This window comes from Burkholderia cepacia (genome assembly GCF_001718835.1).
GTDB lineage: Bacteria > Pseudomonadota > Gammaproteobacteria > Burkholderiales > Burkholderiaceae > Burkholderia > Burkholderia cepacia_F.
The window spans coordinates 1,181,865-1,206,765 of the sequence record NZ_CP013444.1 but is presented as its reverse complement, the minus strand read 5'-3'; the positions used below and the strand labels follow the sequence as shown (position 1 = coordinate 1,206,765).

The window sequence follows — 24,901 nt, the reverse complement described above, 5'->3', positions numbered from 1 at the left end:
TTATTATCGGCTCCGTATCCCGGAATCGTCGCCACGGCGCGCCCGGCCCCCATTCGTCAAGCTCGTCACACCATGAGAAAAACAACGCCGCGCGCGCCCGTGCGCGTCGCCGCCGTCCTGGCGCCCGCCCTGCCGCTCGCGGGCTGCGCATCGCGCGGCGCACCGTCGTACGTCCTGTTCGGCGCGTATTTCCCGCTTTGGCTCGTCAGTGCGATCGTCGGTGTCGTCGGCGCGATCGTCGCGCACCGTATCTTCGTCGCGACCGGCTGGGCCGCCACGGTGCCCTACCAGCTTGCCGTCTGCACCGCGATCGGGCTCGTGGTCGCCGTGATCGTGTGGCTCACCGGCACGGGGCCGTTCGCATGAAACTCGCCGGCATCAGCCAACCCTCGACCAAAGGCCGCGTGATCGCACTGGCGATCGTCGCGCTCGGCATCGCCGCGCTCGCGTACGCGTACCACCGCACGACGGCCTACCCGTCCACCGACGACGCGTCGATCGACGCGGACGTCGTGCACGTCGCGTCGCCGGTCGGCGGCCGCATCGTGCAGCTCGCGGTGCATGAAAACCAGCGCGTCGCGAAGGGCGACCTGCTGTACGTCATCGATCCCGTGCCGTACCGGCTGACGGTTGCGCAGGCGCAGGCCGACCTCGAGCTCGCGCGCGCGTCGCTCGACACGCGCCGCCGTTCGCTGATCGGCGAGCGCTCGAACGCCGCCGTGGCCGCCGAGCAGGTCAAGCGCGCGACGCAGAACCACGATCTCGCGACGCGCGACGTGAACCGGCTCGCACCGCTCGCCGCGCAGGGCTACGTCAGCGCGCAGCAGTTCGACCAGGCGAAGGTTCGCCAGCGCGACGCAGCCGTGTCGCTCACGCAGGCGCAGGAACAGCAACGCGCGTCCGCGCAGACGATCGGCGACGAAGCCGACGCGATCGCGACGCTGCATGCGCGCGAGGCCGCGCTGGCGCGCGCGCAGCACGCGCTCGAGGACACCGTGGTGCGCGCGCCGCACGACGGCCTCGTCACGGGCCTGTCGGTACTCGCCGGCGAAACCCTGACGCCGAACCAGTCGATCTTCACGCTGATCGACGCGCGCGAATGGTTCGCGGTCGGCAACTTCCGCGAGACGTCGCTGAGCCGCATCGCGGTCGGCGACTGCGCGACCGTCTATTCGATGATCGACCGCAGCCGCCCGCTGACGGGCAAGGTCGTCGGCATCGGTGCAGGCATCGCCGACAGCGCGCGCATCAACCTGCCGCGCTCGCTGCCGATCGTGCAGAACTCGGTGAACTGGGTGCACGTCGCGCAGCGCTTCCCGGTGCGCGTGAAGCTCGACGAACCCGACGGCACGCTCGTGCGCGTCGGCGCCAGCGCGATCGTCGAGGTCCGGCATGGCACTGCCTGCCGCTGAGGTTCGCTCGCCGGGCCCGCGCGAAGTCCTGCGGCTGCTCGCGCCGTTTCCGGGGCGCGCGTCGATCGCCGCGCGGGTCGCACTGATCTGCGCGCTGACCGCGTTCGTGACGGCCGCATACGGCACGCCCGAAGCCGCACTGTCCGCGTACGTCGTGTTCTTCATGATCCGTGCCGACCGCGTGACGAGCGTCGTGCTCGCGGCCGCGCTGCTGCTGATCGTCACGATCGTGATCGGGCTCGTGCTCGGCATCGCGATCTTCAGCATCGACTATTCGATCCTGCGGGTCGCGTGCATGGCCGTGCTGTCGGTCGCCCTCCTGTACCTGACTTCCGCCAGCAAGCTGCGCCCGGTGGGCGCGATCCTCGCGATGATCGTCGGCTTCGGGCTCGACCAGCTCGGCCTCGCGCCGTTCGGCGAAGCCGCGACGCGCGCGCTGCTGTACATCTGGCTGACGATCGCGATCCCCGTCGGTGTCGCGATCGTCGTCAACCTGCTGATCGCGCCGTCGCCGCGCAAGCTCGCGCACGCGCAGCTCGCGAAGCGCCTGCGGCTCGCCGCGCAGCGGCTGCGCGGCGACGATGCGGCGCGCGACGCATTCGATGCCAGCCTTCACGAAGGCGACAAGCAGCTGCTCACGTGGCTCAAGCTGTCGACGCTCGAAGGCTCGTCGTCCGCCGCCGACTTCGCGGCGTTGCGGCAGGCCGTGGCATCGAGCACGGCGATCCTCGTCGCGGTCGCGCTGGCGGATCGCGAACCGGGCGCGCGCCTGCCCGGCACGTACGCCACCCCGATCGCCGCGACGCTCGACGAGATGGCCGACATCCTCGACCAGGGCGGCTACCCCGTCGACGTGACGCTCACGCTGCCGCCGGCCGATGCGCTGGCGCCGCTCGCCCGCGTCGTCGCGACGGACCTGCACGCGGCGATCACGCGCTTCGCGGAACCCGGCGCGACGGCCGCCGCGCCGCCCGTCGACGCGAACGCGAGCGCCGCGTGCAACGCCGCCGAACCTACCGCGCCGCCGCCCGCGCCGCGCGGCGGCTTCTTCCTGCCCGACGCGCGCACCAACCCCGACCACATCCGCTACGCACTGAAGACGACCGCCGCCGCGATCTTCTGCTACCTGCTGTATTCGCAGCTCGACTGGTCGGGCATCCATACCTGCGTCGTCACCTGCTATATCGTGTCGCTCGGCTCGACGGCCGAGACGGTCGAGAAGCTCACGCTGCGGATTCTCGGCTGCATCGTCGGCGCGCTGCTCGGCACGGCGGCACTCGTCTTCGTCGTGCCGTCGCTGTCGTCGGTCGGCCACCTGATGGCGCTGGTGTTCGCCGGCGGCTGGCTCGCCGCGTGGGTCGCATTCGGCTCGCCGCGCATCGCGTACGCGGGCTTCCAGATCGCGTTCGCGTTTTTCCTGTGCGTGATCCAGGGCGCCGGCCCCGGTTTCGACCTGACGATCGCGCGCGACCGCACGATCGGCATCCTGCTCGGCAACGTCGTCGTGTATCTCGTGTTCACGCGCATCTGGCCCGTCAGCATCGGCAAGCAGATCGACGCCGGGCTCGCCGCGCTGACCGACCAGTGGCGGCGCCTCGCGCAGGTCGCGCAGCCGGCCGAGCGGCGCGCGCTCGCGGCCGACGCGTTCGCCCGCCACGGCGCGATCGCGCAGGCGCTCGGGCTGGTTCACTACGAACCGTCGTGGGTGCGGCCGGCCGCCACGTGGCTCGCCACGCGGCGGCGCGCGCTCGCGGAACTCGGCGCGCTCGAAGGCCCGCTGTTCCTGCTCGCGGAACGCAGGCCCGGCGACACGGCGATCGCCGCGCAGCTCGCGCGCGTGGCCGGGCTGCGCGACGCGGAGTCAGAGACGGGCGCCGAGCGTCATGCGCCCGCCGCCGCGCGCACGCCCGACGACGCACGGCCGCCTGCGCCGGACGCGCGCCCCGACGCCCCGCCGTCGTCCCGACCGTCCGGCGAGCGCGCCGACCCCGCGCGCGACGCGCTGCTGAACCTGATCGACACGCGGCTCGCGCACATCGCCGACGCCGCCCGTCAAGCCACACCGAAGGAGCCTGCCCCCCATGCGCCTACCTGAACCGCCGGCCGCCTCGATCGCCGCCGCCGCCCTCGCGACCGCCGTCGCGCTGGCCGGCTGCGCGACGTCGTCGATCGATCTGGCGCCGGAGGCGTCCGACCGCCCATGGCAGCCGCAAACGTCGGCTGCAGGCGACATCGTGCCGGGCGCGGCGCCCTCACACGCGCCGCGCGCGCCGCACGACTACACGCTGCCCGCGTCGCCCGCGCTCGCGTCGGTCTCGCCGCCGGCCGCGCTCGATGCCACGCACGCGTATACGCTGCCCGAACTGATCGATCTCGCCGAATCGGCGAACCCGCTGACCCGCATCGCCTGGAACGACGCGCGCAACGCGGCGCTCGCGGTCGGCATTGCGAAGACCGCGTATCTGCCGCACCTCTCCGCGACCGCGATGGGCGCCTACCAGAGCAGCCACGGCTCGACCTCGACGCCGCTCGGCACCGGCTCGAGCGACACCACCGTTCACGGCACGATCTCGGCGCTGTCGCTGCAATGGCTGCTGTTCGATTTCGGCGGCCGCGCGGCGCGCGTCGAGGCGGCCGAGCAGGCGTCGATCGCATCGAACGTCGCGTTCACGGCCGTGCACCAGCAGGTGATCCACGACGTGACCGTCGCGTACTACCGCTACGAAGCCGCGCGCTCGCGCGCCCTCAGCGCGCAGCAGGGCCTCGCGAACGCGGACGCGATCCTCGCGGCCTCCCGCGCGCGGCTCAAGCACGGCGTCGGCACGGTCGTCGAGCTCGCGCAGGCGACGCAGAATCGCGCGCAGGCGAACCTCGCGCTCGTGCAGGCGAACGGCGCGGAGAGCGACAGCTACCTCGCCCTCGTCTCCGCGCTCGGCATTTCGCCGCTGTCGAAACCGACCATCGCCGCGCTGCCGAAGCGGCCGCTGCCGCCGGCGCTGCGCGCGTCGGTCGATTCGATCGTGTCGGACGCAATCGCGCGCCGCCCCGACCTGCAGGGCGCGTTCGCGCTTGAAAAAGCCAATCGCGCAAAGATCAAGGCCGCGGAAGCCGCGTTCATGCCGAAGATCTTCCTGTCCGCGTCGACGTCGTACGCGAGCGGCGGCACGTCCATCTCCGCGCTGCCCGCGATCGGCGACCAGTCGCCGACCGTCAACCTGAACGGCAGCCGCTACGGCGGCGGCGTGTTCCTCGGCGTGACGATCCCGCTGTACGACGGCGGCCTGCGCTCGGCCGTGCTGATGCAGGCGCGCAACGACGCGGAAAGCGCGTCCGCGCGACTCACGCGGACCAAGGAGGAAGCCGTCCGCCAGGTCGTCGCCGCGCAGAACGCGGTGCAGACGAGCCTTGCGTCGCACGACGCCGCGAAGGCGCTCGTCGATGCCGCGCAGACGAGCTACGACGCGGCGCTGACCGCGTACCGGAACGGCGTCGGTTCGGTCACCGATGCGACGATCGCGCAAAGCCAGTTGCTCGCGGCGAAGAATGCGGACGTCGACAGCTACTGCGGCGCGTTGTCGGCCGCCGCCTCGCTCGCACTCGCCACGGGGACGATCGGGTCCGCGCAATGAGCGGCGCGGGAGACGGCTTGCGCCGCGCCGCCTCCCGGCCGCCGCCGAACCCGCCGCCGACCGGGTTGACGCGCCCGAGCGCCGCCCACTAGAATGCCGCCCATTCTTCCTTCAGGAACCATCGTGGACAGTTGCAGCACTCCGTTGCGTGCGCCGCTTGCCGCCTGAACGCCTGTCCGACGCAGTTCTCCTGCCCGGCTCGCGTTCCGCGAGCCGCACGCCTACCGTTTCACACTGAATGACGCATTCGCGCGGTACAGTACCGCGCGGCGACCGCCATCGCGCCGCCGCCCGGCCGGGTGTCGACGCGATGCCGGGCTGCATGCGCGCCCCGTACGGCAGGACAACCATGACTTTCGATTTCGCACTCCGTCTTTTCACCGCATTCGCCTGCGGCGTCGCCATCGGCCTCGAACGCCAGATGCGCCAGCGCACGGCCGGGCTGCGCACGATCACGCTCGTCGCGAGCGGCGCATGCCTGTTCGTCACGCTCGGCGTGCTGACCGGCAACGGCGTCGCGGGGGTCACGCAGATCGCCGCGTACGTCGTGTCCGGCGTCGGCTTTCTCGGCGGTGGCGTGATCATGCGCGACAAGGGTTCGATCCAGGGCATCAACACGGCGGCGACGCTGTGGTGCTCGGCCGCCGTCGGCGTACTGGCCGGCTCCGGTCATTACGTGCCCGCGCTTGCCGGCACGGGCGTCGTACTCCTCACCAATACCGTGCTGCGCGGCGTCAGTCAGGCGATCAACGCAACCCCGGTGTCGAACGCCGATCTCGTGCGCGAATACCAGATCACCGTGATCTGCCTGACCGCCGACGAAGTGCACATCCGCACGCTGCTGTCGAACTCGATGTATGCGAAGCCGCTGTCGTTCCAGAGCCTCACGAGCGAGGACGTGCCCGACCAGCCGGACCGGCTGAAGGTGACCGCGACATTGAAGCTGCATCCGAAGGATCAGCAGAAGCTCGAGCAGATCGCGAGCCGGATGAGCATGGAGAAGAGCATTTCCAGCGTGAGCTGGACCGCGAAGGAAGCGGAGCCGATGATGGAGTGACGCGGGCGCAACCGCGCGCGCCCGCGCCGCCCGTCAGGGCGCGTCGATCAGCCCGGCCGAGATTGCCTTGACGACCGCCTGGACCTTGTTCGTCGCGCCCAGCTTCTCGAGGATGTTGTTGACGTGGAAGTTGACCGTTCGCTCCGAGATGCTGAGGATCTGGCCGATTTCGCACGCGGTCTTGCCCTCGGCCGTCCAGCACAGCACCTCGCGCTCGCGCGCGGTCAGCGTGACGCCCGCTGCCGGCGACAGCTTCGGCACCATGAAGCGGCTCATCAGCGAATGCGACAGGTTCGCGAGCCAGTTCGTCTGCAGCGTCAGCATGTTGATTTCGGCCGGCGTCAGGCGGTCGGCATGGCGTGCGATGCTCAGCAGGCCGAACGCGCCACGGGCCGCCCAGCTCGATTGCGCGACGCCGACCGCGAGGCCGGATGCACGCGCATCCGCCCACAGCGGCGACGCGCCGGCCTTGTCCGCGTCCGGCCAGACGATCATGTTGGTGCTGAGCGCGCCGTCGCGAACCGTCGAATCGATCTCGATGTAGTTCTGCGCCTGATAGTGCGCCATCCAGCCGTCGGGATAGGTATCGAAGATGGCTACCGACGGCTTCGATACCGGCAGCGGCACGCGAATGCCATAACAGCAGTATTCGAATCCCAGCCGTTTGGAATAGGCGGCGATCCGCTGGAAGAGCTGCTGCTCGTCTTCCGCGGCACTGAATTGTTGATAGGCATCCTGCCAGCGCAGTTCCATTCATTCTCCGACAGCGTCACGCTGTCATACTTGTCAGGTTCCAGCACCCGTTCGACGCTGATACATTCCGCGCATGACTTCACCTTTGCTGCACCCGGTCCCCGGCCCGTCCCCGGACGGCTACGTACGCCTGTCAGAAAGCGCACTGGCCGTGCTTGCGCTCGACCATGTCGCAAGCGGCCTGGATCCGGCGCTGCTCGCGGAGCTGCAAAACTGCGCGGTCGATGCCCGCCTCGCCGGCTACACCGAGTGGCAACGTCCCGCCCGCGCCGGCGTCGCTTACGTGACGGTCGGCTGGGACTGGTACCTCGAACGCGCGACGGGCACGTTCGTGATCGCGGGCGGCGACGTCCGCAGCAACGTGATGGCCGTCGACGCCACGGGTGCCGATATCGGCATGCTCCGCACGGCCGCCGCGCTCGTGGCCCGCCTCGCCCGCCTCGACTGGCCCGCCGCCGTCGCGTCCGCCGTCTTCGCGCATCACGACGCGCATCATGCCCGGCCGACGCTCCAGTGACGACCCGATGCAGGAATTCATCCGACGATTGACGCCCAGGCGCTCTTTATAAGCAAAAGCGGCACGGTTTTCAATCCCGTTGATCAAGAAACCGTTACCACGTCGCGGTCGGTTTTTTTCGCTCGTCACCTGTAAGAGTTACCAGTTACCCCCCCTCGGGACGCGCGCTGTAATGCACGCACTCCAAGCAAAGACCCGAGGACACCATGCGGACCTTCGTTCACGAGGAAGGGCGGTTGCCACACGAACTTGCAGCGGATCTCGGGCGCTATCGGCGCCGTGTGTTCGTCGAACAGCTCGGTTGGGCGCTCCCGTCGGCGAACGAAAGCTTCGAGCGCGACCAGTTCGATCGCGACGATACCGTCTACGTGTTCGCGCGAAACGCCGGCGGCGACATGTGCGGATGTGCGCGCCTGCTGCCGACGACGAGCCCCTATTTGCTGAATACCTTGTTCGCGGATCTGCTCGCGGAAGGCGTGACGCCGCCGCAGTCGGCCGCGGTGTGGGAGCTGTCGCGCTTTGCCGCGACGGGCGAGGCCGGTTCGGCGGAAGCCGCCGCGTGGGCCGTGCGCCCGATGCTCGCGGCCGTCGTCGAATGCGCGGCGCAGCTCGGCGCGCGGCAGCTGATCGGCGTGACGTTCGCGAGCATGGAGCGGCTGTTCCGACGGATCGGCATACACGCGCACCGCGCAGGCCCGCCGAAGATGATCGACGGCAGGATGGTGGTCGCGTGCTGGATCGACATCGATCCGCAAACGTTTGCCGCACTAGGAATCGAGCCGGGGCAGGCCGCCCGGCAAGCCATCGCCGCCTGAGCACATCCATGCCGCTCGGGCGCAATCGTATTCGAAGGAGAATCAACGTGGACCAGTCTCAGGTCTTTCGCGCGATGATGCCCGGGTTGACGAGCGCCAGCGGCGCCCGCATCGCGGTCGCCTACCCGTCGTTTCCACGGCCGCTGCCGCTCGTGCGGCTCGACCGTCGCGGCCTCGTGTTCCGTGCCGCCGGCGCGGCGCCGCTGGTCTGCGGGCTGCCGCGTGCGGCGACGTTGCTGGTCGCGGACGAGCCGCTCTGCTCGCTGCGCCTCGTGATCCGCGACGTCGCCCCGGCCGGCGAAGGCCGGCATGACCTGACGATGCAGCCATCCGGCGCCGCCGGTGACGAATTGCTGTGGCATGCGCTGCGCGATCGCGAGCCTTACCGGCACATCCGGCACCCGCTCGCGCCCGTCGCCGGCTCGGCAGCCGGCCCGAAACACGATCGGCACGACCCGGCGCCCGCGCTGATCGCAGGCGCCGACGGCACCGCGCGCCTGTCGCGCAGCGCGGCCTTCCGGCTGCCGTGCCACAGCGACGCGCTGTTTTTTGCCGACTGGCTCGAATATCACTTCGACGAATTGCGCGCGCTGTCGCAACAGCACGGGCCGCAACTGCAGCTCAACCAGCTCGAGCGACAGGTCGCCGACGACGAGGTCGGCGTGCGCTTCGTCTACGACATCGACGGGCACGCGACCCGGCACGAATTGAACGACTGCGCGCGCGAGGCCTGTGCATGGATCGAGACGGAGATGCGCGACAAATTCGCGTTGCCGATCGCCCACGAACGGCTCGGCAGCAATCGGGCGCGCGGCATGGACATGCGTGCGCACCGGGCCCATTGAGTTGCAGGAATACAACAGACGATCGATTGCCGGTTGCCGACGCTAGGGTTTTCCCTTAAATTCACGTCTGTCTCCTCCATGTCTCCAAACATGGATTCAGCCCGCTCCAGCAGCGGGCTTTTTTATTGCCTGCGCGCGGCGCACCGCACTACTTGCCAGCGAAATCCGCGCTGCCCGGCTCCATGAAGTAAAACACGGCAAAGACGAGCGCAATCACTGCCGCCAGCACGAGCAGCAAGCGCATCCATCCTTTTTTCGTTGTCGGCAGACTGACGAGTTCGAGCCCCTCGCCGGAAAGGATCGCAAGAACCACGGCGATCAGCGCAGCCAGCGCCATCGTGCCCTTCGCGACGAATCCGAACAGGCTTTCCAGCACTGCCGCCCATCGAGACTGACGGTATGGCCCTGCGACGGGCCGTCGAAGCTCCGGCTTACGATCGTTCACATTGTTTACCGGCAACCGGGTTCGTCCCAACGTGCGGCAAGCGCATCATCGGCGCGCACACGAGCCCAACATCCGTCATCGTGTCGGCGCCGAACCTGCGTCGACGGTCATGCGCTCCAGTTGCCGGATGATTTCCGCACGCAGTTGATCCGGCATGCGCTGGCAACCCAGCAGATCCCAGAGCCACAGGCCGTCGGCGGCGAGCCGGCAGATCATCAGCGTCGCGGCCTGCTCGAGCGGCACCGGGTCGGGGCGGCTCAATTCGCTGATCGGCGCTGACCAGCGTTCGCGCGCCTCCGGTTCACTCACCATCGACGCAACCAGGACGCGCAGCACATCCGTGCTGGCCGCCGGATTCTTCTGGTCGAGCATCGTGTGCATATAGGCGCGCGAAGCTGCGCCGGCCGGCTCCGGATCCGCGGCGATCCGTTCCGCCATCTGCCCGGAAAACCGCGCGACCGTTTGCTCGAAGAGCGCGTCGAGCAACCCTTGCTTGTTCGCGAAGTGATACTGCAACGCGCCCTTGGTCACGCCGGCGCGCTCGGCCACCGCGTCCAGCGTGAGCGCCTGCACGCCATGCCGGGTGGCAATATCCGACGCTGCAGCGAGAAGCTGCGAGCGCACCTGCTCCGGCGCCTTCTTGCGCCGCACGCCGGAAGCGACCGACGCGGCTGGCGTCGATGCTCGTTCTGCGGCGTGTGCGCTGGCGGCCTTCGCCACTTCGGCCTGCATGGACGCGTTGCGCGGCGCTGTGTCGGGATGTTTTTTCATAGGCGGATCTTAGCATCGCCCCCTCTCCGATCAAACATTCCATCCAGATGGTATTATTCGCGCCATGAAACCGAACCACGCCTTCTCCCCGTCCGCGCTCGACACCGCCATCGCCCGCGGACGCGACGCCCTCGTGCGTCTCCAGCAGCCCGACGGCAGCTGGTGTTTCGAACTCGAATCCGACGCGACGATCACCGCGGAATACATCCTGATGATGCATTTCATGGACAAGATCGACGACCTCCGCCAGGAAAGAATGGCGCGCTACCTGCGCGCGAACCAGCGGCTCGACACGCACGGCGGCTGGGCGCTGTACGTCGACGGCGAGCCCGACGTGTCGTGCAGCGTGAAGGCGTACTTCGCGCTGAAGGCGGCCGGCGACAGCGAGCACGCGCCGCACATGGTCCGCGCGCGCGACGCGATCCTGAAGCTCGGCGGCGCGGCACGCTCGAACGTGTTCACGCGCATCCTGCTCGCGACCTTCGGCCAGGTGCCGTGGCGTGCGGCGCCGTTCATGCCGATCGAATTCGTGCTGTTCCCGAAGTGGGTGCCGATCTCGATGTACAAGGTCGCGTACTGGGCGCGCACGACGATGGTGCCGCTGCTCGTGCTGTGCTCGCTGAAGGCGCGCGCCCGCAACCCGCGCAACGTCTCGATCCGCGAGCTGTTCGTCACGCCGCCCGACGAGGAGCGCCACTACTTTCCGCCCGCCAAGGGCATGCGCAGGCTCTTTCTGGCGCTCGACCGCACGGTGCGTCATGTCGAGCCGCTGATGCCGAAGGGCCTGCGGCAGCGCGCGATCCGCCACGCCGAGGCATGGTGCGCGGAACGCATGAACGGCGAGGACGGGCTCGGCGGGATCTTCCCGCCGATCGTGTACAGCTACCAGATGATGCAGGTGCTCGGCTACCCGGACGATCATCCGCTGCGGCGCGATTGCGAGAACGCGCTGGAAAAACTGCTGGTCACGCGGCCGGACGGCAGCATGTATTGCCAGCCGTGCCTGTCGCCGGTGTGGGATACCGCGTGGAGCACGATGGCGCTCGAACAGTCCCGCGGCGCGACGCCCGCCGCGCCGGACGCGCAGGTCTCCGATCGCGACCTCGACGCGCGCATTTCGCGCGCGTACGACTGGCTGGCCGAACGCCAGGTGAACGACCTGCAAGGCGACTGGCGCGAAAACGCGCGGCCCGGCACGCAGCCGGGCGGATGGGCATTCCAGTACGCGAACCCGTACTACCCCGACATCGACGACACCGCGGTCGTCACCGCGATGCTCGACCGCCGGGGCCGCGCGCAGGCCAGGACATCGGGCGAGAATCCTTACGCGGAACGCGTCGCGCGCGCACTCGACTGGATGCGCGGGCTGCAATCGCGCAACGGCGGCTTCGCGGCGTTCGACGCCGACTGCGACCGCATGTACCTGAACGCGATCCCGTTCGCCGATCACGGCGCGCTGCTCGATCCGCCGACCGAGGACGTGTCGGGCCGCGTGCTGCTGTGCTTCGGCGTGACGAAACGCGCGGACGAACGCGCGTCGCTCGCGCGCTGCATCGAATACGTGAAGCGCACGCAGCAGCCCGACGGCAGCTGGTGGGGCCGCTGGGGCACGAACTACATCTACGGGACGTGGAGCGTGCTGGCCGGCCTCGCGCTCGCCGGCGAGGACAAGTCGCAGCCGTATATCGCACGCGCGCTCGACTGGTTGCGCGCGCACCAGCATGCGGATGGCGGCTGGGGCGAGACGAACGACAGCTATATCGACCCGAAGCTGGGCGGCACCAACGGCGGCGAAAGCACGTCGAACTTCACCGCGTGGGCGCTGCTCGCGCAGATGGCGTTCGGCGACTGCGAGTCCGACTCGGTGAAGCGCGGCATCGCGTATCTGCAGTCGGTTCAGCAGGACGACGGGTTCTGGTGGCATCGCTCCCACAATGCGCCCGGCTTCCCGCGCATCTTCTACCTGAAGTATCACGGCTATACCGCGTACTTCCCGCTGTGGGCGCTTGCGCGCTATCGGCGCCTCGCCGGTGCGCAGACCGCGCCATCCGCGCCGGGCCCCGGTACGGCCGCAACGATCGCCGATCCGGCTGTCGCGTAACTGCGCGGCCCGGCCGGCACACGCGGCATCTGGAGAATGCCGCGCGTGCTGCGCGCCGGCCGGCGGCCTATCATTGCAGCTTCGCCGACCGCGTCATCCCCGCTCATGCATGCCCATCTGCGCATTGCCCGCCCGGTCAGCAACCTCGCCCGAACCGAGCGCATGTATTGCGATGCGTTCGGGCTCGCGGTACTCGCCAGGTTTCAGGACCACGACGGCTTCGACGGCGTGATGCTCGGGCGCGAAGGCATGGACTACCACTTCGAGTTCACGCACTGCCAGACGCACCCCGTCGCGCCGACCCCGACGCCGGAAGACCTGATCGTCTTCTATCTGCCTGACGGCGAAACGTGGAAGGCCGCATGCGACCGCGCGACGGCGCACGGGTTCGTCCGCGTGACGGCGCTCAATCCGTATTGGGAAGCGTCCGGCCAGACGTTCGAAGACCTCGACGGCTACCGGATCGTGCTGCAAAACGCCGCGTGGCCTCGATGAGCCGACGCATCGATACGCGGATCCGTCAGCGGGAAGCCGCGCGCGACCACGCGACGTACACGACATGCCGGCGCAACGGATGCCCGCCCGCAAGCGCCGGGTGGTCGAAATCCAGCATGGGCTGCCGCTGCATGCCGATACGCTGCATCAGGCGTTGCGATCGAAGATTGGCATCCGCCGTCCACGCGAAGATGTCCGCCAGCCCGATCCGCTGAAACCCGTCGGCCAGTACGCACGACGCTGCTTCGTTCATGTACCCGTGCCCCCATGCGGCACGCGCTTGCCGCCATGCGATCTCCACACAAGGCGCCAGCGGATGACCGTCCCGCTTCTCGTGATGCCAGCCGCAGAGGCCGATCAACAATTCGTTGCCCGGATTATTTCGTCGACCGCACTGCCGCCGCAAAACGTTGCGCACGCGACCATCTCGCCGCGCATCACCATCGGCACGACGCATGAAAAAAGCCGGACGAACCGGCTTCGATTGCGTACCGCGGCGATCCGAAGCTCCGCATTGAAATGCAGGTCACGGCGACGCGCCGATGCGCGTCACTCGTTTTCTTCAAAGTAGTGAAGAGGCCTTTTGCGGCGAGCCTTCGCCTGCAAACCTACGCCAAAACCTACGCTGAATTCCCTCGCGACTCTTTGGCATATTAGCGTCGCATTTCGGCAACAGAGGATCCGAAAGTTCAGCATTTGCCCCTAAATGACCGGACAGGATGTGCCCATTGGCCACCCCGCCCGCGCCACATCCAGCTGACGCCGTAGGAAAAAAGTCGAATGAGCAGCTCCCGGAAGCGTTCCTGCTTCATGTTGATCAGCGCCAGTTGGTCGCGAATGACGGAGGACAAGTTCATTTTTTCAGTTCGATTTCGTAGTCACTGCCGGAATAAGCCGGATTGTCCAGGCGCGTGGGCAGCCTGCGCACCAAGAAGTCATCACCACTGGCCCGCGCAGCTTCGACAGCCTGCATAGCCTTGAGCACATCTTCCGCGCTTTCGGCTGGAAGAGCTGAGAGCCTCACCGGATGCCGGAAGATGCGCAGGTCCGCGCGGAGGCCTTCGGCCACAAGTTCGTTCGGGAGTGAGAAAGCCTCTGCCTCTGCGCGTGCGAGAACGGCTGCGAGGCGTTCCTCTCGCGTAGCCCGCGGTCGAATGGTCACGGTGACGGCCTTGCGGCGCTGCGTCGCGGTGCGCAGCCTGAAGCTGGCCGGGTCGAGCAGACGGACCTCAGCATCGGTGAGGTAAGCGCCGTAGTGCCGGAGAAGCCGGTCCTGCTCCTCCCTGTCTTCAGCCTGCGCCACGCGCTGAATGCCTTGCAAATAGGCATGGCGGGTCTGACCTGCTCGCAGCATCAGCGATTGCATCGCCAACCCGTTGATGCGCTTCAGGTAGGTCTCCATCGCCTTGAGAAAGCCGGGCTGCTTGGTCTCACAGGCGGCGTCGACAATGGCCTCTATGCGGCCGAGGAGCCACTCATAGACCGAGGCACCGGTGTGCTCCTTCACTGCCCAGTGTGCAATGTCGTGAAGCTGCTCGTCCATTCGGCTGAACTTCGCGTCGTTTACCTGGCGAAGCCTGTCCAAGTTTTGACGGATGGCCTGCCGGTTTAGCATCGCGTTGTCCGCGGTCAACTGCTTGGAGTACTCCCGCTGGAACCGGTCGAGGAACTCAACGAACTCGCCCCACTGGCGCTGCGCCGATGCGGCCTGCATTAGGTGGCGCACAAGCTCCTGGAAATAGTCGATGCCCTCAGTCAGGTCCTCGATGACCTTCTCGGCGTATTCATAAGCGTCGACCAGGTCATGGGCGTCACCGCGAGGCTGCAGGGCCGCTTCCAAGGCGTTTCGGCAACCGCGCATGTTTCGCTGCCGGCTTCGGCTCGGGCGGTCCAGCGTCCACAGCGCCTCGGCGAAGAGCTTGCCCGGGCGTGAGAACCGGAACGCCGTGACCAACCCCTCTCGGTCGGCGAACTGCTCGAGCCAACCGTCGGTAAGCAGCGTCCTCATCACGAGGTTTGTCAGTTGTAGAGGCTCATCGTCAGCGATACTGAACTCGTCGGCTTCTGCTTCTGTGATCAATCTGTCGGGGTTATCTCGCGCGACTGCCATGAGGAGCTCGCGCAGCGAATCTCGCGTCATCGTGTGCGCGTAGTCAGCTGCCGGCCCGTGCAGGCGCTCATACAGGGCACGGAGGCAAGCGACAACGAACTCCCTACGGGAGCTATTCAGGGGTCGGAAGAAACGCTTGCGCTCAGCCTCGAAGAACGCGGGTTGACTCATGGAATGGTTGCCCCGGGGTATGGTGCCATGCCGGCCATGGCTGCTCAGCCGCCACTATGATAAAGCTCAATAGCCGCTGTCACGAACGGTAACTCCCGTTGGGTCCTATATGGTCGCTGTCGAACACGAACATCTCGCCTGCCTCGATGATCTTGGCCCAGGCCTCGGTGAACCAATGGTTGGTGCGGTGTCCCGACGCCAGGCATCTTGTTTCTTGATATTCGCCGCCGTGCTCCATGTTGTACTAATTCAATAGCGAAAGAAGGTAGCTTTCCGTGACTCCGGGTTTGGCATGCTGCCGCATCTGGCCTATCGTGGGACTCGATGCCCAATCTGCGGCGTTATCGCTTCTAGGCGACCTAGCCATCGCGACTTTTGCTCGCCGGGTCAACGCAACGCGTCCACAGTTTTTGCTCCAGTCCCGCCCCGGCCCGACGCCCCCATCTTCTCCTGCGATTCCAGCGCCCGGTGCAGGACATTTGCAGTAAAATTATGCGCCCTGATGCAAGTTGCAGCAATCAAAAATGACCCGTCCAATCGACCCGGAAATCAAACGCGTGACCGTCACGCTGCCCAAACACCAACTCGATGCGCTGCAGGCGATTGCGCAGCAGGAGGATGTTAGCGTTGCATGGCTCGTGCGCAAGGCCGTAGATAAACTTCTGCGTCAGGGTCCGGCAGCCCCTTTGACCAACTACCGCTCGGAAGGCAAGGCGCGCCCATGAAAAACGAGGTTCTCATGCCTGCCCAGTACACGATGGCGCGATTCTGGCGCTGCGCCCTGCAGGTCAATCCGTCGGACTACCAGGCACGATATCGCGGCAGTGACCACGGGCTGAGCGAAGCTGACTACAACCAGCAGTTGCTTGACCAGTGTTTCGCCCGGGGGATAAGGATTGTCGGTCTCGCCGACCATGGCAACGTGGATGCTCTCGATGGTTTGCGAAACTTTCTCGAGCCGCACGGCATCGTCGTCTTTCCCGGGTTCGAGATCGCCTCGAGCGAGAAGATCCACATGGTGTGCCTGTTCCCGGAGGGTACTACCCGGGATCAGCTTAACCGCTATCTGGGCAAGCTCGATCTCACGCAGGTGCAGGACACCGTGGCACCATCACGCAAGACTTGCCTAGATCTTGCCCAAATCATTTTTGATCTCGGCGGGTTCTGGTATGCCGCACATATGACGGGGAGTAACGGCCTGCTGCGGCTTAATCAGGACGGCGGAGGCCTGTCGCACGTTTGGAAAGACGAAATGCTGGTCAAGGCCGGACAAATACCGGGGCCGACCACTGACCTGCCTGTCAACTACCGCGACATCATCCTGAACCGGAACCCGGATTATCGCCGCGTACATCCCATCGCCGTGCTTAACGCGAAGGATGTCGCCAAACCGGAAGATCTCGCCGACCCGGGCGCGACCTGCTGGATCAAGATGACGCGACCGGGCTTCGAAGGCTTCGTGACAGCATTCAAGGACCCTGAGTCACGCATCCGGCTCGGTCAGTTGCCCGAAGCCCACTACTCGCGAATTGAGCAGATCAATTTTCATGGGGGATACCTCGACGGCATCGCAATAGCCCTATCTGCGCACCTGAATACCGTGATCGGCGGTCGCGGAACCGGCAAGTCCACGCTGATCGAATGTCTGCGGTACGCGCTCGATCTGCCACCGCGTGCCGCCACGGCACGCCGGCAGCATGAGGACATTGTCAAGGCCAATCTCGGCGCAGGTGGTCGCATTGAACTGTCGATATGCTCGCACGCACAGAACGGTCGCGGATATCTCATCTCCCGCCGCTATGGAGAACCACCCGTCGTCAAGGATGACGATGGGCAGGTGTCGACCCTGCAGCCGCATGACCTACTGCCCCGCATCGAGATCTACGGCCAGAACGAGATTTTCGAGCTCGCACGCGACCCTGCCAGCCAGACGGCGATTCTCAACCGCTTTATGCCCAGCGGCACTGCATTGACGGGCGAGCTTCACACGGTCGGCAGGCGACTGGCAGAGAACCGGGAAAAACTGCTGGCAGCCGCCCGGCAGAAGGATGATCTGCAGGCCCAGGTCGCACGTCTGCCCAAACTCATGGAGCAGGTTCAGCAATTCCAGTCACTCGGACTCGAAGACAAGCTCGCGCTGGTGCCAAAACTCGAGCGCGAGCGGCAGCTTTCCCTGCGGGCAAGTGAAGAAATGGATCGCGTCGGAGAAGGTCTGTCCGTTCTCGAAGGTAACCTTCCAGACACTGCCTTCCTCAGCGAAAAGGCTCTGGAAGGAATGCCGCATGCGGACATACTCGCCCGGATTCGCCATGCACTTGATACCCTGCGAACGCAGATCGCACAGCAACTGGTGAATTTGCGCACACTGCATGGTGAAAACAACGCAGCCATCAGGGCGCAGCAGACGGAACTCAATGCGCGGCTCGCCGAAGAGTCGGCGACCCTCGAAAAGGTTTTTGCCAGCCTGCCCGCCTTTGCTGGCAAACCAGGTCGCGATGTCGGGCGCGCCTATCAGGAACTGCTGCGCGAAATCGAAACTATCCGCCCGGGTGAAGCCCGAATGGCGACAATCGACAGACTGCTGGGAGAACTCGAAGCCCAGCGACGTAACCTGCTGGACGAATTCGCCCAAGTGCGCGACAGACGTAGCGATGAACTACGCACCGCCGTCAAGAAGCTCAATCGCAAGCTTGATGGCAAACTAAGGCTGAATCTCAAGATTGGTGGTCAGCGTCGGGCGCTGAAAGAACTGCTGCTGCAGCTACCCGGTCTCGGTGAAAAGAAGCTCGCGTGGATCGACCAGTCCGGTGATGAGCTGACCATCCCTGCCCTCGTAAAGGCCATCCGGGAAGGGGAATCCGCGCTCAAGACGTTGACCTACGACTGGGGCATGCAGAACTCAGTCGTCGAGGCCCTCGCGCGACTCGACCGTGGCCGCGTACTGGAACTCGAAGAGATCGACCTACAGGACCGAATCCTGATCGAATTGAATGTTGCCCATCAGGGCGAAGTATTCAAGCCGCTGGATCAGCTATCCACTGGACAGCAATGCACGGCAATCCTGCACCTGCTGCTGCTCGACAACGATGATCCGCTCATCATGGACCAGCCCGAGGACAACCTGGACAATGCATTCATCGCCGAGCGAATCGTGACTCAGTTGAGGGAAGCCAAGACTGAGCGCCAGTTCCTCTTTGCCACCCACAATGCGAACATCCCCGTCTTCGGCGACGCAGAGTGGATCGGGATATTTTCGGCATCCGAGGCGCAGGCACATATGTCTCCTGACGCGCAGGGTTCCATTGACGTCCCGCAGATCCGCGAGCGCGTGGCCGACATTCTGGAAGGCGGTCGCGAGGCATTCTCCCAGCGCAAAGAGAAATACGGATTCTAGGAACGACCATGCTCAAGACGGAATTGCTGGAGATTGTCGCCAACGGAGAGAATTCCGGCATCGAATTTAAGCGCGACGACCTGCGCCCCGAAGCGCTTGCCCGTGAAATTGTCGCGATGGCAAACCTGCGCGGCGGCATGATCCTGCTGGGTGTAGATGATGACGGAACGATCTCCGGCATCCAGCGCGAGGATCTCGAAACGTGGGTCATGAATGCGGTGTTTGCACACGTGCATCCGATGCTGCTGCCCTTCTATGAAGTTGTGACCATGGACGACGGTCTTCGTGTCGGTGTCGTGTCCTTCACGATGGGCACGAGCAAACCCTATGTGCTTCGCCACAATAACCGGGAAGATATCTACATTCGCGTCGGCAGCACGTCCCGGCTCGCGGATCGTGAGACCCAAGCCCGCCTTTTTGCAACGGGCGGCCTCTTTCACAGCGAAACCTTGCCGGTATCCGGCGCCGCACTCGACGCACTCGATCGCGCGCGGCTCGAAGATTACCTCGTGACTTTTGCCGGTGACCGCGAGTTACCGCAGACCGATGACGCCTGGCAGCAGCGCCTGGTAGGGCTCGGGTTCATGACCGACGTCGAGGGCCGTACACCCGTCTGCAGCATCGCCGGACTGGTGCTGTTCGGACGCTCACCACGCCGTTTTCTGCGCCAGGCTGGCATCCGCTGGATGGTATTCAATGGCATCGACAAGGGCTACCAGGCACTCGACGATACGCTGCTGGATGGTCCACTCGTCGGACGGTTTGCACGTCGCGAAGGTGGCGGACTCGGCGAAGTCGTCGAAAACGGTCTGATAGAAGATCTGCTGGATCGTATGCAGGGTCAACCTCTCGTCAGTACCGAAGGGGAAGACCTGGGAGACGGGCTACGGCGCGAGCGCATCTGGCACTACCCACCTGATGCGCTTCGCGAGGCGATTGTCAATGCACTCGCGCATCGCGACTGGACTCGCAATCTCGAAGTCGAGATCGTTGCCTACTCCAATCGCCTGGAAGTACTCAGCCCGGGCGCCTTACAAAATTCGATGACCGTGGAAAAGATGCTTGCCGGACAACGCTCGCCCAGGAACACCACAATCGTCGGCGTACTGCGCGACTACGGCTACGTGGACGCGAGAGGTATGGGCGTGCGCAACAAGATCGTTCCGCTGGTAAGGGCCGCAGCCGGCATCGAACCCGCCTTCGAAGCAACGGAAGACCATGTGCGGGTGGTCCTGCCGCGTGCCTGAACATCCCACGCCGCTTCGTATCCGTGCGACGATCACCGCACGCTCACCGGCTCGGGATTCATGCGCACACCGACGCCACCTCGTTGATTGTGACAACCGGCAGGAATGCCGATGGTAACGCCTCGACGCTTACCGCCGCAGCAGCGTAAGCGGTCCAGTAGCGACATCTATCCGGAAGTGCTCTGAACGAGGAGCATAGGTGTCCACCTATTCGTGAACTGAACCCCCGAAGGTTGGACCCTGACCTGAAAGGGCTATGGGAAAATACACGGACCGAGCCAAGCTAGCGGCCGTCAGAGCTTACTGTTCCGGCGAGGCCGGCCTAAAGGCTGTTGCTCAACGGCATGGCGCCAACATTTCATTGCTGCGGCAATGGATTGCCCGCTATCGGGCTCATGGTGAGGAAGGCGTGCGGACGAAGAAGCGAGCTCCCACGAATTTCAGCGCTGAATTCAAACTTTCGGTCCTGAAGCGGATGCGCGAAGGCTTGTCCCAGCGACAAACGGCAGCCCTGTTCAATATCCGCCGCTTCAACGTGATCGGCGAGTGGGAAGATAAATTCAATTGCCAACGCGGTCATACACGGCATCCGAATAATTGACCCAGTTCTCTTGCACCAGCACGCACTTAATCCCGAGATGCGCGGCAACGGCAGCCACCTGGCGCGTCTGGTTCGACTGAATACCGCCGATCGACACGAGCGTGTCGCAACCTTGCGCGAGCGCTTCGGGAATCAGGTATTCGAGCTTGCGGGCCCTTGTTGCCGCCGAGATGGGCGCTCAAACGCTTCGTCGGCTGAATCGGCGTCGGGCCAAACGTGAGCGGATAGCGGAGGAAACGTTGCAGGTTCATGGGGGAGATTCCTCTCGATATGTGGTCGGACATCGCCACGCGGTCGTCGCAGCAGGTGTGTATCATCATGGAGAAGCCGGCGTTCTGACGGGTTGCGAAAAAATGTTTACGCATAACGTCATGAAACGAAACACCGCTTCAATCCATTTTTGTTTCTTCCGATTCACTTCATCGCAATGAAAAAAACTACAGCCTCCACGAAGCCACACCGACCGGACGTCCAGACCGACCACGCGTATCACGCGATCCTGCGGCAACTGCAACACGATGCATGTCACACTGGCGGCGAAAGTCAAGTTGAGCGCACCGGCGTGCCTGCGCCGCGTCGAGCGGCTCAAGGAGGCCGGCGTGATCCGCGCGACGGTCGCGCTGCTCGATCCGAAGAAGATCGACGCGGGCATGTTGGTGCTGATCGGCGTGATGCTCGACCGCTCGACGCCGGAGTCGTTCACGGTGTTTGAAAGAGTTGCATGCTGATCCGCACGCGTGACAGCGACAGCTTCAACCGGCTGCACGCAGAAAAGCTGCTGTATCTGCAGGGCGTGCGGCAAGTCCGAGCCTTTATCGTGCTGCGAGAAATCCTGACGACCACCGAACTGCCGGTCTGAACACGAGAGCGGCGCTGCTCAGATCCTCGGAAAAGACGCGCTCGGAAGTCACAGCAGCGTGAGGAGGAACTCCACGAACAGCTGCACGTTTTTTGGCAGCGTGCGCCCGACGAGCGTCTGCACCTCGATATAGCGCTCGCCGAGCCCGGGATCGCGGATAGGCACCGCGGCAATCTCGCCACGTGCGGCGCGATGCCGGATCGTGACCTCGGCCGCGATCGACACCGCGTCCGACGCCGCGACGAAATTGTGCAGCGACTCTGCGTAATTGCTGACCATCACCGGCTCGAACACGAGACGTTGCTGGCTCGCGGTAATGTCGAACAATTGCCTGATCGTCGTGTTCGTATCCGACAGCGCCAGCGGATACTCGCGCAGCTGCGCGAGGCTCAGGCGCTCGAAACGCGCGAGCGGATGCTCGCGGCGCATCACCGCCACCACCGGCGCCGGGCTGCGATGCACGACCTTGATGTCGCCGTGCGTGGTCCGGCTGAAGGTCAGCCCGATGTCGACTTCCCCTTCGCGCACGCGCCGCGTCACTTCTGCCGGAGCGCTGACCGCGAGGTGAAAGTGAATGCTGGGATAGTCCTTCCGGAATGCAGCCATCGCCTTTGGCAGTAGCTCGATCGCGCCGCCGTCAGACGATGCAATCCGGATCTTGCCGCGGCGCACGCCCTGCAACGCCTCAATGTCCTGCACGATCCGATCCGCCTCCAGCGCCAGCCGCGATGCATAGGCGGCGAGCAATTCGCCCGCCGCGGTCGCGACCATCCCGCGCGGCCGGCGCTCGAACAGCGGCGTGTCCAGCGCGCTCTCGAGTCCGGCGATCTGCCGGCTGATTGCCGACGCCGCCACGTTCAGCCGCACCGACGACTCGCTGATCGATCCGGTGCGCACGACGTCGAGGAAATAGCGCAACGCCGTTTCCTGCAGATGATGCTGTTTCATTCCCGATCCTTACCGGCATGGCGCTTTCGGCGCCGGCCGAACTAGTTCGCTACGCGACGACGACCTCGCCGCGCGGCGCGCGCCGCGTAGCGAGGGGGCTCGAACCGCCGCTTTGCCGATCCGGCAACGCAAAGTTATTTAATCAATAATAGTCTCGGCAAAAATCGCCCGATAGTCTCGCTACCAGCATCCGACGTTCAACAGCGAAGTCCTGTTCCGGGGGGCGATTCATGAAGCTTCATGCTGGTCTGATCCGCAACGCAAGGCGTGCATTCGTATGCGTATCCGTACTGCTCTATACCGCGCACGCGGTTGCAGGCAAAGCGAACGATACGCTCGTGTATGCATCGGATAGCGAAGTCGAAAATATTTCCGCGTATCACAACAATTTGCGCGAAGGCGTGATTCTCGCTCATCTGATCTGGGACAACCTGATCTACGCGGATCCCGCCACCGGCCAGTTCAAGCCCGCGCTAGCCACGTCGTGGAAATGGGAATCGCCGACCTCGCTGCTGGTCGATTTGCGCCGCGATGTGAAGTTTCAGAACGGCGATCCTTTCAGCGCCGCCGACGTCGCATTCACCTTCAACTACATGAGTTCGCCGAACTCGAAGGTCGTGACCCGGCAAAACGTCGACTGGATCAAGCGTGCCGAGAAGGTCGGCGATTATCAGGTGCGCATTGTGCTGAAGGCGCCCTTCCCCGCCGCGCTCGAATATCTGGCCGGCCCGCTGCCGATCTACCCGGAAGCCTATTTCAACAAGGTCGGCCTGGACGGCTTCAGCAAGGCGCCGATCGGCACCGGACCGTATCGCGTCACGTCGATCCAGCCCGGCGTCGGCGTGACACTCGCGAAGAACGCCGCCTATTTCAGCGGCAGTCCGCTCGGCCAGCCGAAGATCGGCACGCTGCGCTTCGTCGTGATCCCTGATCCGGAAACCCGTGCCGCGCAATTGATGACCGGCGCGGTCGACTGGATCTGGCGCGTGCCGGCCGATCAGGCCCAGTCGTTGAAGGCCATCCCGAATCTGACGGTGGCCGGCGGCGAAACGATGCGCATCGGCTTCCTGACGATGGACGCCCAGGGAACCTCGGCGCCGAACTCGCCGTTCAAGGACGTGCGCGTACGCGAAGCCGTCAACCACGCGGTCAACCGCGCCGCACTGGCGACGAACCTCGTGCGCGGCGGCAGTCAGCCTATCCATGCGCCGTGCTTTCGCACGCAGTTCGGCTGCGACGCGAGCGTCGCGGTCAAATACAACTACGATCCGGCGAAGGCGCGTGCGCTGTTGAAGGATGCCGGCTACCCGAGTGGCTTCGAGACCGACCTGTATGCATATCGCGAGCGCGAGTACGCGGAAGCCATCATCGGCGACCTTCGCAAGGTCGGGATCGTCGCGCACCTGCACTACCTCCAATATGCGGCGCTGCGCACCGCGTATCGCGCCGGCAAGACGCCGATGACCTTCCAGGCTTGGGGTTCGTATTCGGTCAACGACGCGTCCGCGTCGCTCGGCGCGTTCTTCAAGGGCGGCCCCGACGACTCCGCAAAGGATCCGGGCGTGATGAAGGACATCGGCATCGCGGACGCATCGAACGATCCGGCCGAGCGCAAGGCCCGCTACGCCACCGCGCTCAAGCGCATCAGCGAGCAGGCGTACTGGGCGCCGCTGTTCTCGTACTCGACGAATTACGCATTCACGTCGGACCTAAAATTCCAGCCTTGGCCCGACGAACTGCCGCGTTTCTCGCAGGCGAGCTGGAAATAACCGGGCCCCGCCCCTTCACGTCACGGAGCCCGTCATGCTCTCCTACGTCGCACGCCGCTTCGCGCTCGCGCTCGCGGTGGCCTTCACGGTGTCGCTCGTCAGCTTCGCGCTGCTGCACTTGTCCGGCGATCTGGCCACCTCGATCGCGGGGCCCGAGGCGTCCGCGCAGCAAGTCGCGGAAATCCGCGCGCAGTACGGGCTCGACCGGCCGCTCCCGGCGCAATATCTCGACTGGTTGTGGCGGGCGGTTCACCTGGATTTCGGCCGCTCGTTCTTCTTTCAGGACACGGTGATGGACCTGATCGGACAACGCCTGCCGATCACGCTGAAGCTCGGCACGGTGTCGCTCGCGCTGGCGGTGGCGATCGCGATTCCGCTCGGCGTGCTCGCGGCGATCTTCCGCGACACGTGGATCGATCGCCTGTCGCTGTTCGTCGCGGTCGTCGGGCAGGCGATGCCGAGCTTCTGGTTCGGCCTCGCGCTGATTCTCGTGTTCTCGATCTGGCTGCGCTGGCTGCCGGTCGCGGGCAACGCACAGTGGCAGAACTTCGTGCTGCCCGCGATCGCGCTCGGCTATTACGCGACGCCATCGATGATGCGCCTCACGCGCGCCGGGATGCTCGACGTGCTCGGCGCCGACTACATTCGCACCGCGCGCGCGAAAGGGCTCTCTCCCGCGCGCGTGATCTTCCGCCACGCGCTGCGCAACGCACTGATCCCGGTGGTCGCGCTCGCGGCCGTCGAGTTGGGCTTCATGCTCGGCGGCTCGGTCGTGATCGAATCGGTGTTCTCGCTGCAAGGTCTTGGTCAGCTCGCGTGGGACGCGATCGCGCGCAGCGACTTCCCGGTCGTGCAGGCGGTGGTGCTGCTGATCGCGATGTTCTATATCGGCCTCACCTTTCTCGCCGACGTCGCGAACGCCGCGCTCGATCCGTGCCTGCGCGTGGGCTAACCCGAGGACC

The 24,901-nt window shown here is 65.4% G+C and carries 22 protein-coding genes and 2 pseudogenes; 17 read left to right on the top strand and 7 right to left on the bottom strand.

What is annotated here, in order from left to right; genetic code table 11:
• The first annotated feature begins 72 nt into the window (after positions 1-72).
• From WT26_RS25710 to WT26_RS25690, 5 genes are all read left to right on the top strand, one after another.
• Positions 73-366 (top strand): hypothetical protein, encoded by a 294-nt coding sequence (locus tag WT26_RS25710; protein WP_059522388.1) that lies wholly within the window; start codon positions 73-75, stop codon positions 364-366.
• Complete coding sequence (gene mdtN, locus WT26_RS25705; RefSeq protein WP_069274225.1) at positions 363-1,412, top strand: multidrug transporter subunit MdtN; 1,050 nt, start codon at positions 363-365, stop codon at positions 1,410-1,412. The genes WT26_RS25710 and mdtN overlap by 4 nt, the downstream gene beginning before the upstream one ends.
• Complete coding sequence (locus WT26_RS25700) at positions 1,393-3,507, top strand: FUSC family protein (protein WP_069274224.1); 2,115 nt, start codon at positions 1,393-1,395, stop codon at positions 3,505-3,507. Before mdtN ends, WT26_RS25700 begins: the two co-directional genes overlap by 20 nt.
• Positions 3,494-5,041, top strand: a complete 1,548-nt coding sequence (locus tag WT26_RS25695) for a TolC family protein (protein WP_069274223.1) — start codon at positions 3,494-3,496, stop codon at positions 5,039-5,041. Before WT26_RS25700 ends, WT26_RS25695 begins: the two co-directional genes overlap by 14 nt.
• Positions 5,042-5,390: 349 nt before the next feature.
• Positions 5,391-6,098 (top strand): MgtC/SapB family protein, encoded by a 708-nt coding sequence (locus WT26_RS25690; RefSeq protein WP_021162348.1) that lies wholly within the window; start codon positions 5,391-5,393, stop codon positions 6,096-6,098.
• 33 nt (positions 6,099-6,131) lie between these two features.
• On the opposite strand, the gene WT26_RS25685 is transcribed toward WT26_RS25690, so the two are convergent.
• Positions 6,132-6,851 (bottom strand): autoinducer binding domain-containing protein, encoded by a 720-nt coding sequence (locus WT26_RS25685; protein ID WP_069274222.1) that lies wholly within the window; start codon positions 6,849-6,851, stop codon positions 6,132-6,134.
• Between the two features lie 73 nt (positions 6,852-6,924).
• Here WT26_RS25685 and WT26_RS25680 point away from each other — a divergent pair, with 73 nt between their 5' ends.
• The 3 genes from WT26_RS25680 to WT26_RS25670 all read left to right on the top strand — a co-directional run bounded on the left by WT26_RS25680 (position 6,925) and on the right by WT26_RS25670 (position 9,028).
• A complete protein-coding gene (locus tag WT26_RS25680; RefSeq protein ID WP_069274221.1) occupies positions 6,925-7,368 on the top strand; it encodes a DUF4902 domain-containing protein in 444 nt (147 codons plus the stop codon).
• Positions 7,369-7,574: 206 nt separating this feature from the next.
• Complete coding sequence (locus WT26_RS25675) at positions 7,575-8,183, top strand: acyl-homoserine-lactone synthase (protein ID WP_069274220.1); 609 nt, start codon at positions 7,575-7,577, stop codon at positions 8,181-8,183.
• 47 nt (positions 8,184-8,230) lie between these two features.
• Positions 8,231-9,028 (top strand): hypothetical protein, encoded by a 798-nt coding sequence (locus tag WT26_RS25670; RefSeq protein WP_196774826.1) that lies wholly within the window; start codon positions 8,231-8,233, stop codon positions 9,026-9,028.
• Positions 9,029-9,176: 148 nt separating this feature from the next.
• Here the strand turns inward: WT26_RS25670 and WT26_RS25665 are convergent, their stop codons facing one another.
• Together WT26_RS25665 and WT26_RS25660 are read right to left on the bottom strand one after the other, a co-directional pair.
• A complete protein-coding gene (locus WT26_RS25665; protein WP_230461737.1) occupies positions 9,177-9,404 on the bottom strand; it encodes a hypothetical protein in 228 nt (75 codons plus the stop codon).
• Between the two features lie 144 nt (positions 9,405-9,548).
• A complete protein-coding gene (locus tag WT26_RS25660; protein ID WP_059803097.1) occupies positions 9,549-10,244 on the bottom strand; it encodes a TetR/AcrR family transcriptional regulator in 696 nt (231 codons plus the stop codon).
• A gap of 64 nt (positions 10,245-10,308) precedes the next feature.
• On the opposite strand from WT26_RS25660, the gene shc reads away from it, so the two are divergent.
• Both shc and WT26_RS25650 read left to right on the top strand, forming a co-directional pair.
• Complete coding sequence (gene shc, locus WT26_RS25655) at positions 10,309-12,345, top strand: squalene--hopene cyclase (protein ID WP_196774825.1); 2,037 nt, start codon at positions 10,309-10,311, stop codon at positions 12,343-12,345.
• Positions 12,346-12,450: 105 nt separating this feature from the next.
• Complete coding sequence (locus WT26_RS25650; RefSeq protein WP_069274217.1) at positions 12,451-12,840, top strand: VOC family protein; 390 nt, start codon at positions 12,451-12,453, stop codon at positions 12,838-12,840.
• A 25-nt stretch (positions 12,841-12,865) separates the two neighbouring features.
• Here the strand turns inward: WT26_RS25650 and WT26_RS25645 are convergent, their stop codons facing one another.
• Complete coding sequence (locus WT26_RS25645) at positions 12,866-13,297, bottom strand: GNAT family N-acetyltransferase (protein ID WP_230461736.1); 432 nt, start codon at positions 13,295-13,297, stop codon at positions 12,866-12,868.
• Between the two features lie 396 nt (positions 13,298-13,693).
• Positions 13,694-14,980: a Wadjet anti-phage system protein JetA family protein gene (locus WT26_RS25640; RefSeq protein ID WP_230461735.1), complete on the bottom strand. Its 1,287-nt coding sequence runs from the start codon at positions 14,978-14,980 to the stop codon at positions 13,694-13,696.
• A 665-nt stretch (positions 14,981-15,645) separates the two neighbouring features.
• Between WT26_RS25640 and WT26_RS25635 the strand changes: the two genes are divergently transcribed.
• The 4 genes from WT26_RS25635 to WT26_RS39150 all read left to right on the top strand — a co-directional run bounded on the left by WT26_RS25635 (position 15,646) and on the right by WT26_RS39150 (position 20,363).
• Entirely contained in the window at positions 15,646-15,846 is a 201-nt protein-coding gene (locus tag WT26_RS25635) for a CopG family transcriptional regulator (RefSeq protein ID WP_060293093.1), read from the top strand.
• Positions 15,847-15,860: 14 nt separating this feature from the next.
• Positions 15,861-18,515 (top strand): TrlF family AAA-like ATPase, encoded by a 2,655-nt coding sequence (locus WT26_RS25630; protein WP_060293104.1) that lies wholly within the window; start codon positions 15,861-15,863, stop codon positions 18,513-18,515.
• A gap of 8 nt (positions 18,516-18,523) precedes the next feature.
• Positions 18,524-19,762 (top strand): RNA-binding domain-containing protein, encoded by a 1,239-nt coding sequence (locus tag WT26_RS25625; protein ID WP_060293092.1) that lies wholly within the window; start codon positions 18,524-18,526, stop codon positions 19,760-19,762.
• 256 nt (positions 19,763-20,018) lie between these two features.
• Positions 20,019-20,363, top strand: a complete 345-nt coding sequence (locus WT26_RS39150; RefSeq protein ID WP_080430798.1) for a helix-turn-helix domain-containing protein — start codon at positions 20,019-20,021, stop codon at positions 20,361-20,363.
• Here WT26_RS39150 and WT26_RS36400 read toward each other — a convergent pair.
• Positions 20,326-20,614 (bottom strand): annotated as a pseudogene (locus WT26_RS36400) (aminocyclopropane-1-carboxylate deaminase/D-cysteine desulfhydrase family protein); the annotation flags it as partial. The gene WT26_RS39150 and the pseudogene WT26_RS36400 overlap by 38 nt on opposite strands.
• A 176-nt stretch (positions 20,615-20,790) precedes the next feature.
• Between WT26_RS36400 and WT26_RS25620 the strand changes: the two are divergent.
• Positions 20,791-21,222 (top strand): annotated as a pseudogene (locus WT26_RS25620) (Lrp/AsnC family transcriptional regulator).
• Positions 21,223-21,270: 48 nt separating this feature from the next.
• Here the strand turns inward: WT26_RS25620 and WT26_RS25615 are convergent.
• Entirely contained in the window at positions 21,271-22,170 is a 900-nt protein-coding gene (locus WT26_RS25615) for a LysR family transcriptional regulator (protein ID WP_060293091.1), read from the bottom strand.
• A gap of 230 nt (positions 22,171-22,400) precedes the next feature.
• Here WT26_RS25615 and WT26_RS25610 point away from each other — a divergent pair, with 230 nt between their 5' ends.
• Together WT26_RS25610 and WT26_RS25605 are read left to right on the top strand one after the other, a co-directional pair.
• On the top strand, positions 22,401-23,939 hold the full coding sequence (locus WT26_RS25610) for an ABC transporter substrate-binding protein (RefSeq protein ID WP_060293090.1): 1,539 nt from the start codon (positions 22,401-22,403) through the stop codon (positions 23,937-23,939).
• A gap of 34 nt (positions 23,940-23,973) precedes the next feature.
• The gene (locus WT26_RS25605) at positions 23,974-24,891 is read left to right on the top strand and encodes an ABC transporter permease (RefSeq protein WP_060293089.1); all 918 of its coding nucleotides are present in this window, start codon (positions 23,974-23,976) and stop codon (positions 24,889-24,891) included.
• Positions 24,892-24,901: the final 10 nt, after the last annotated feature.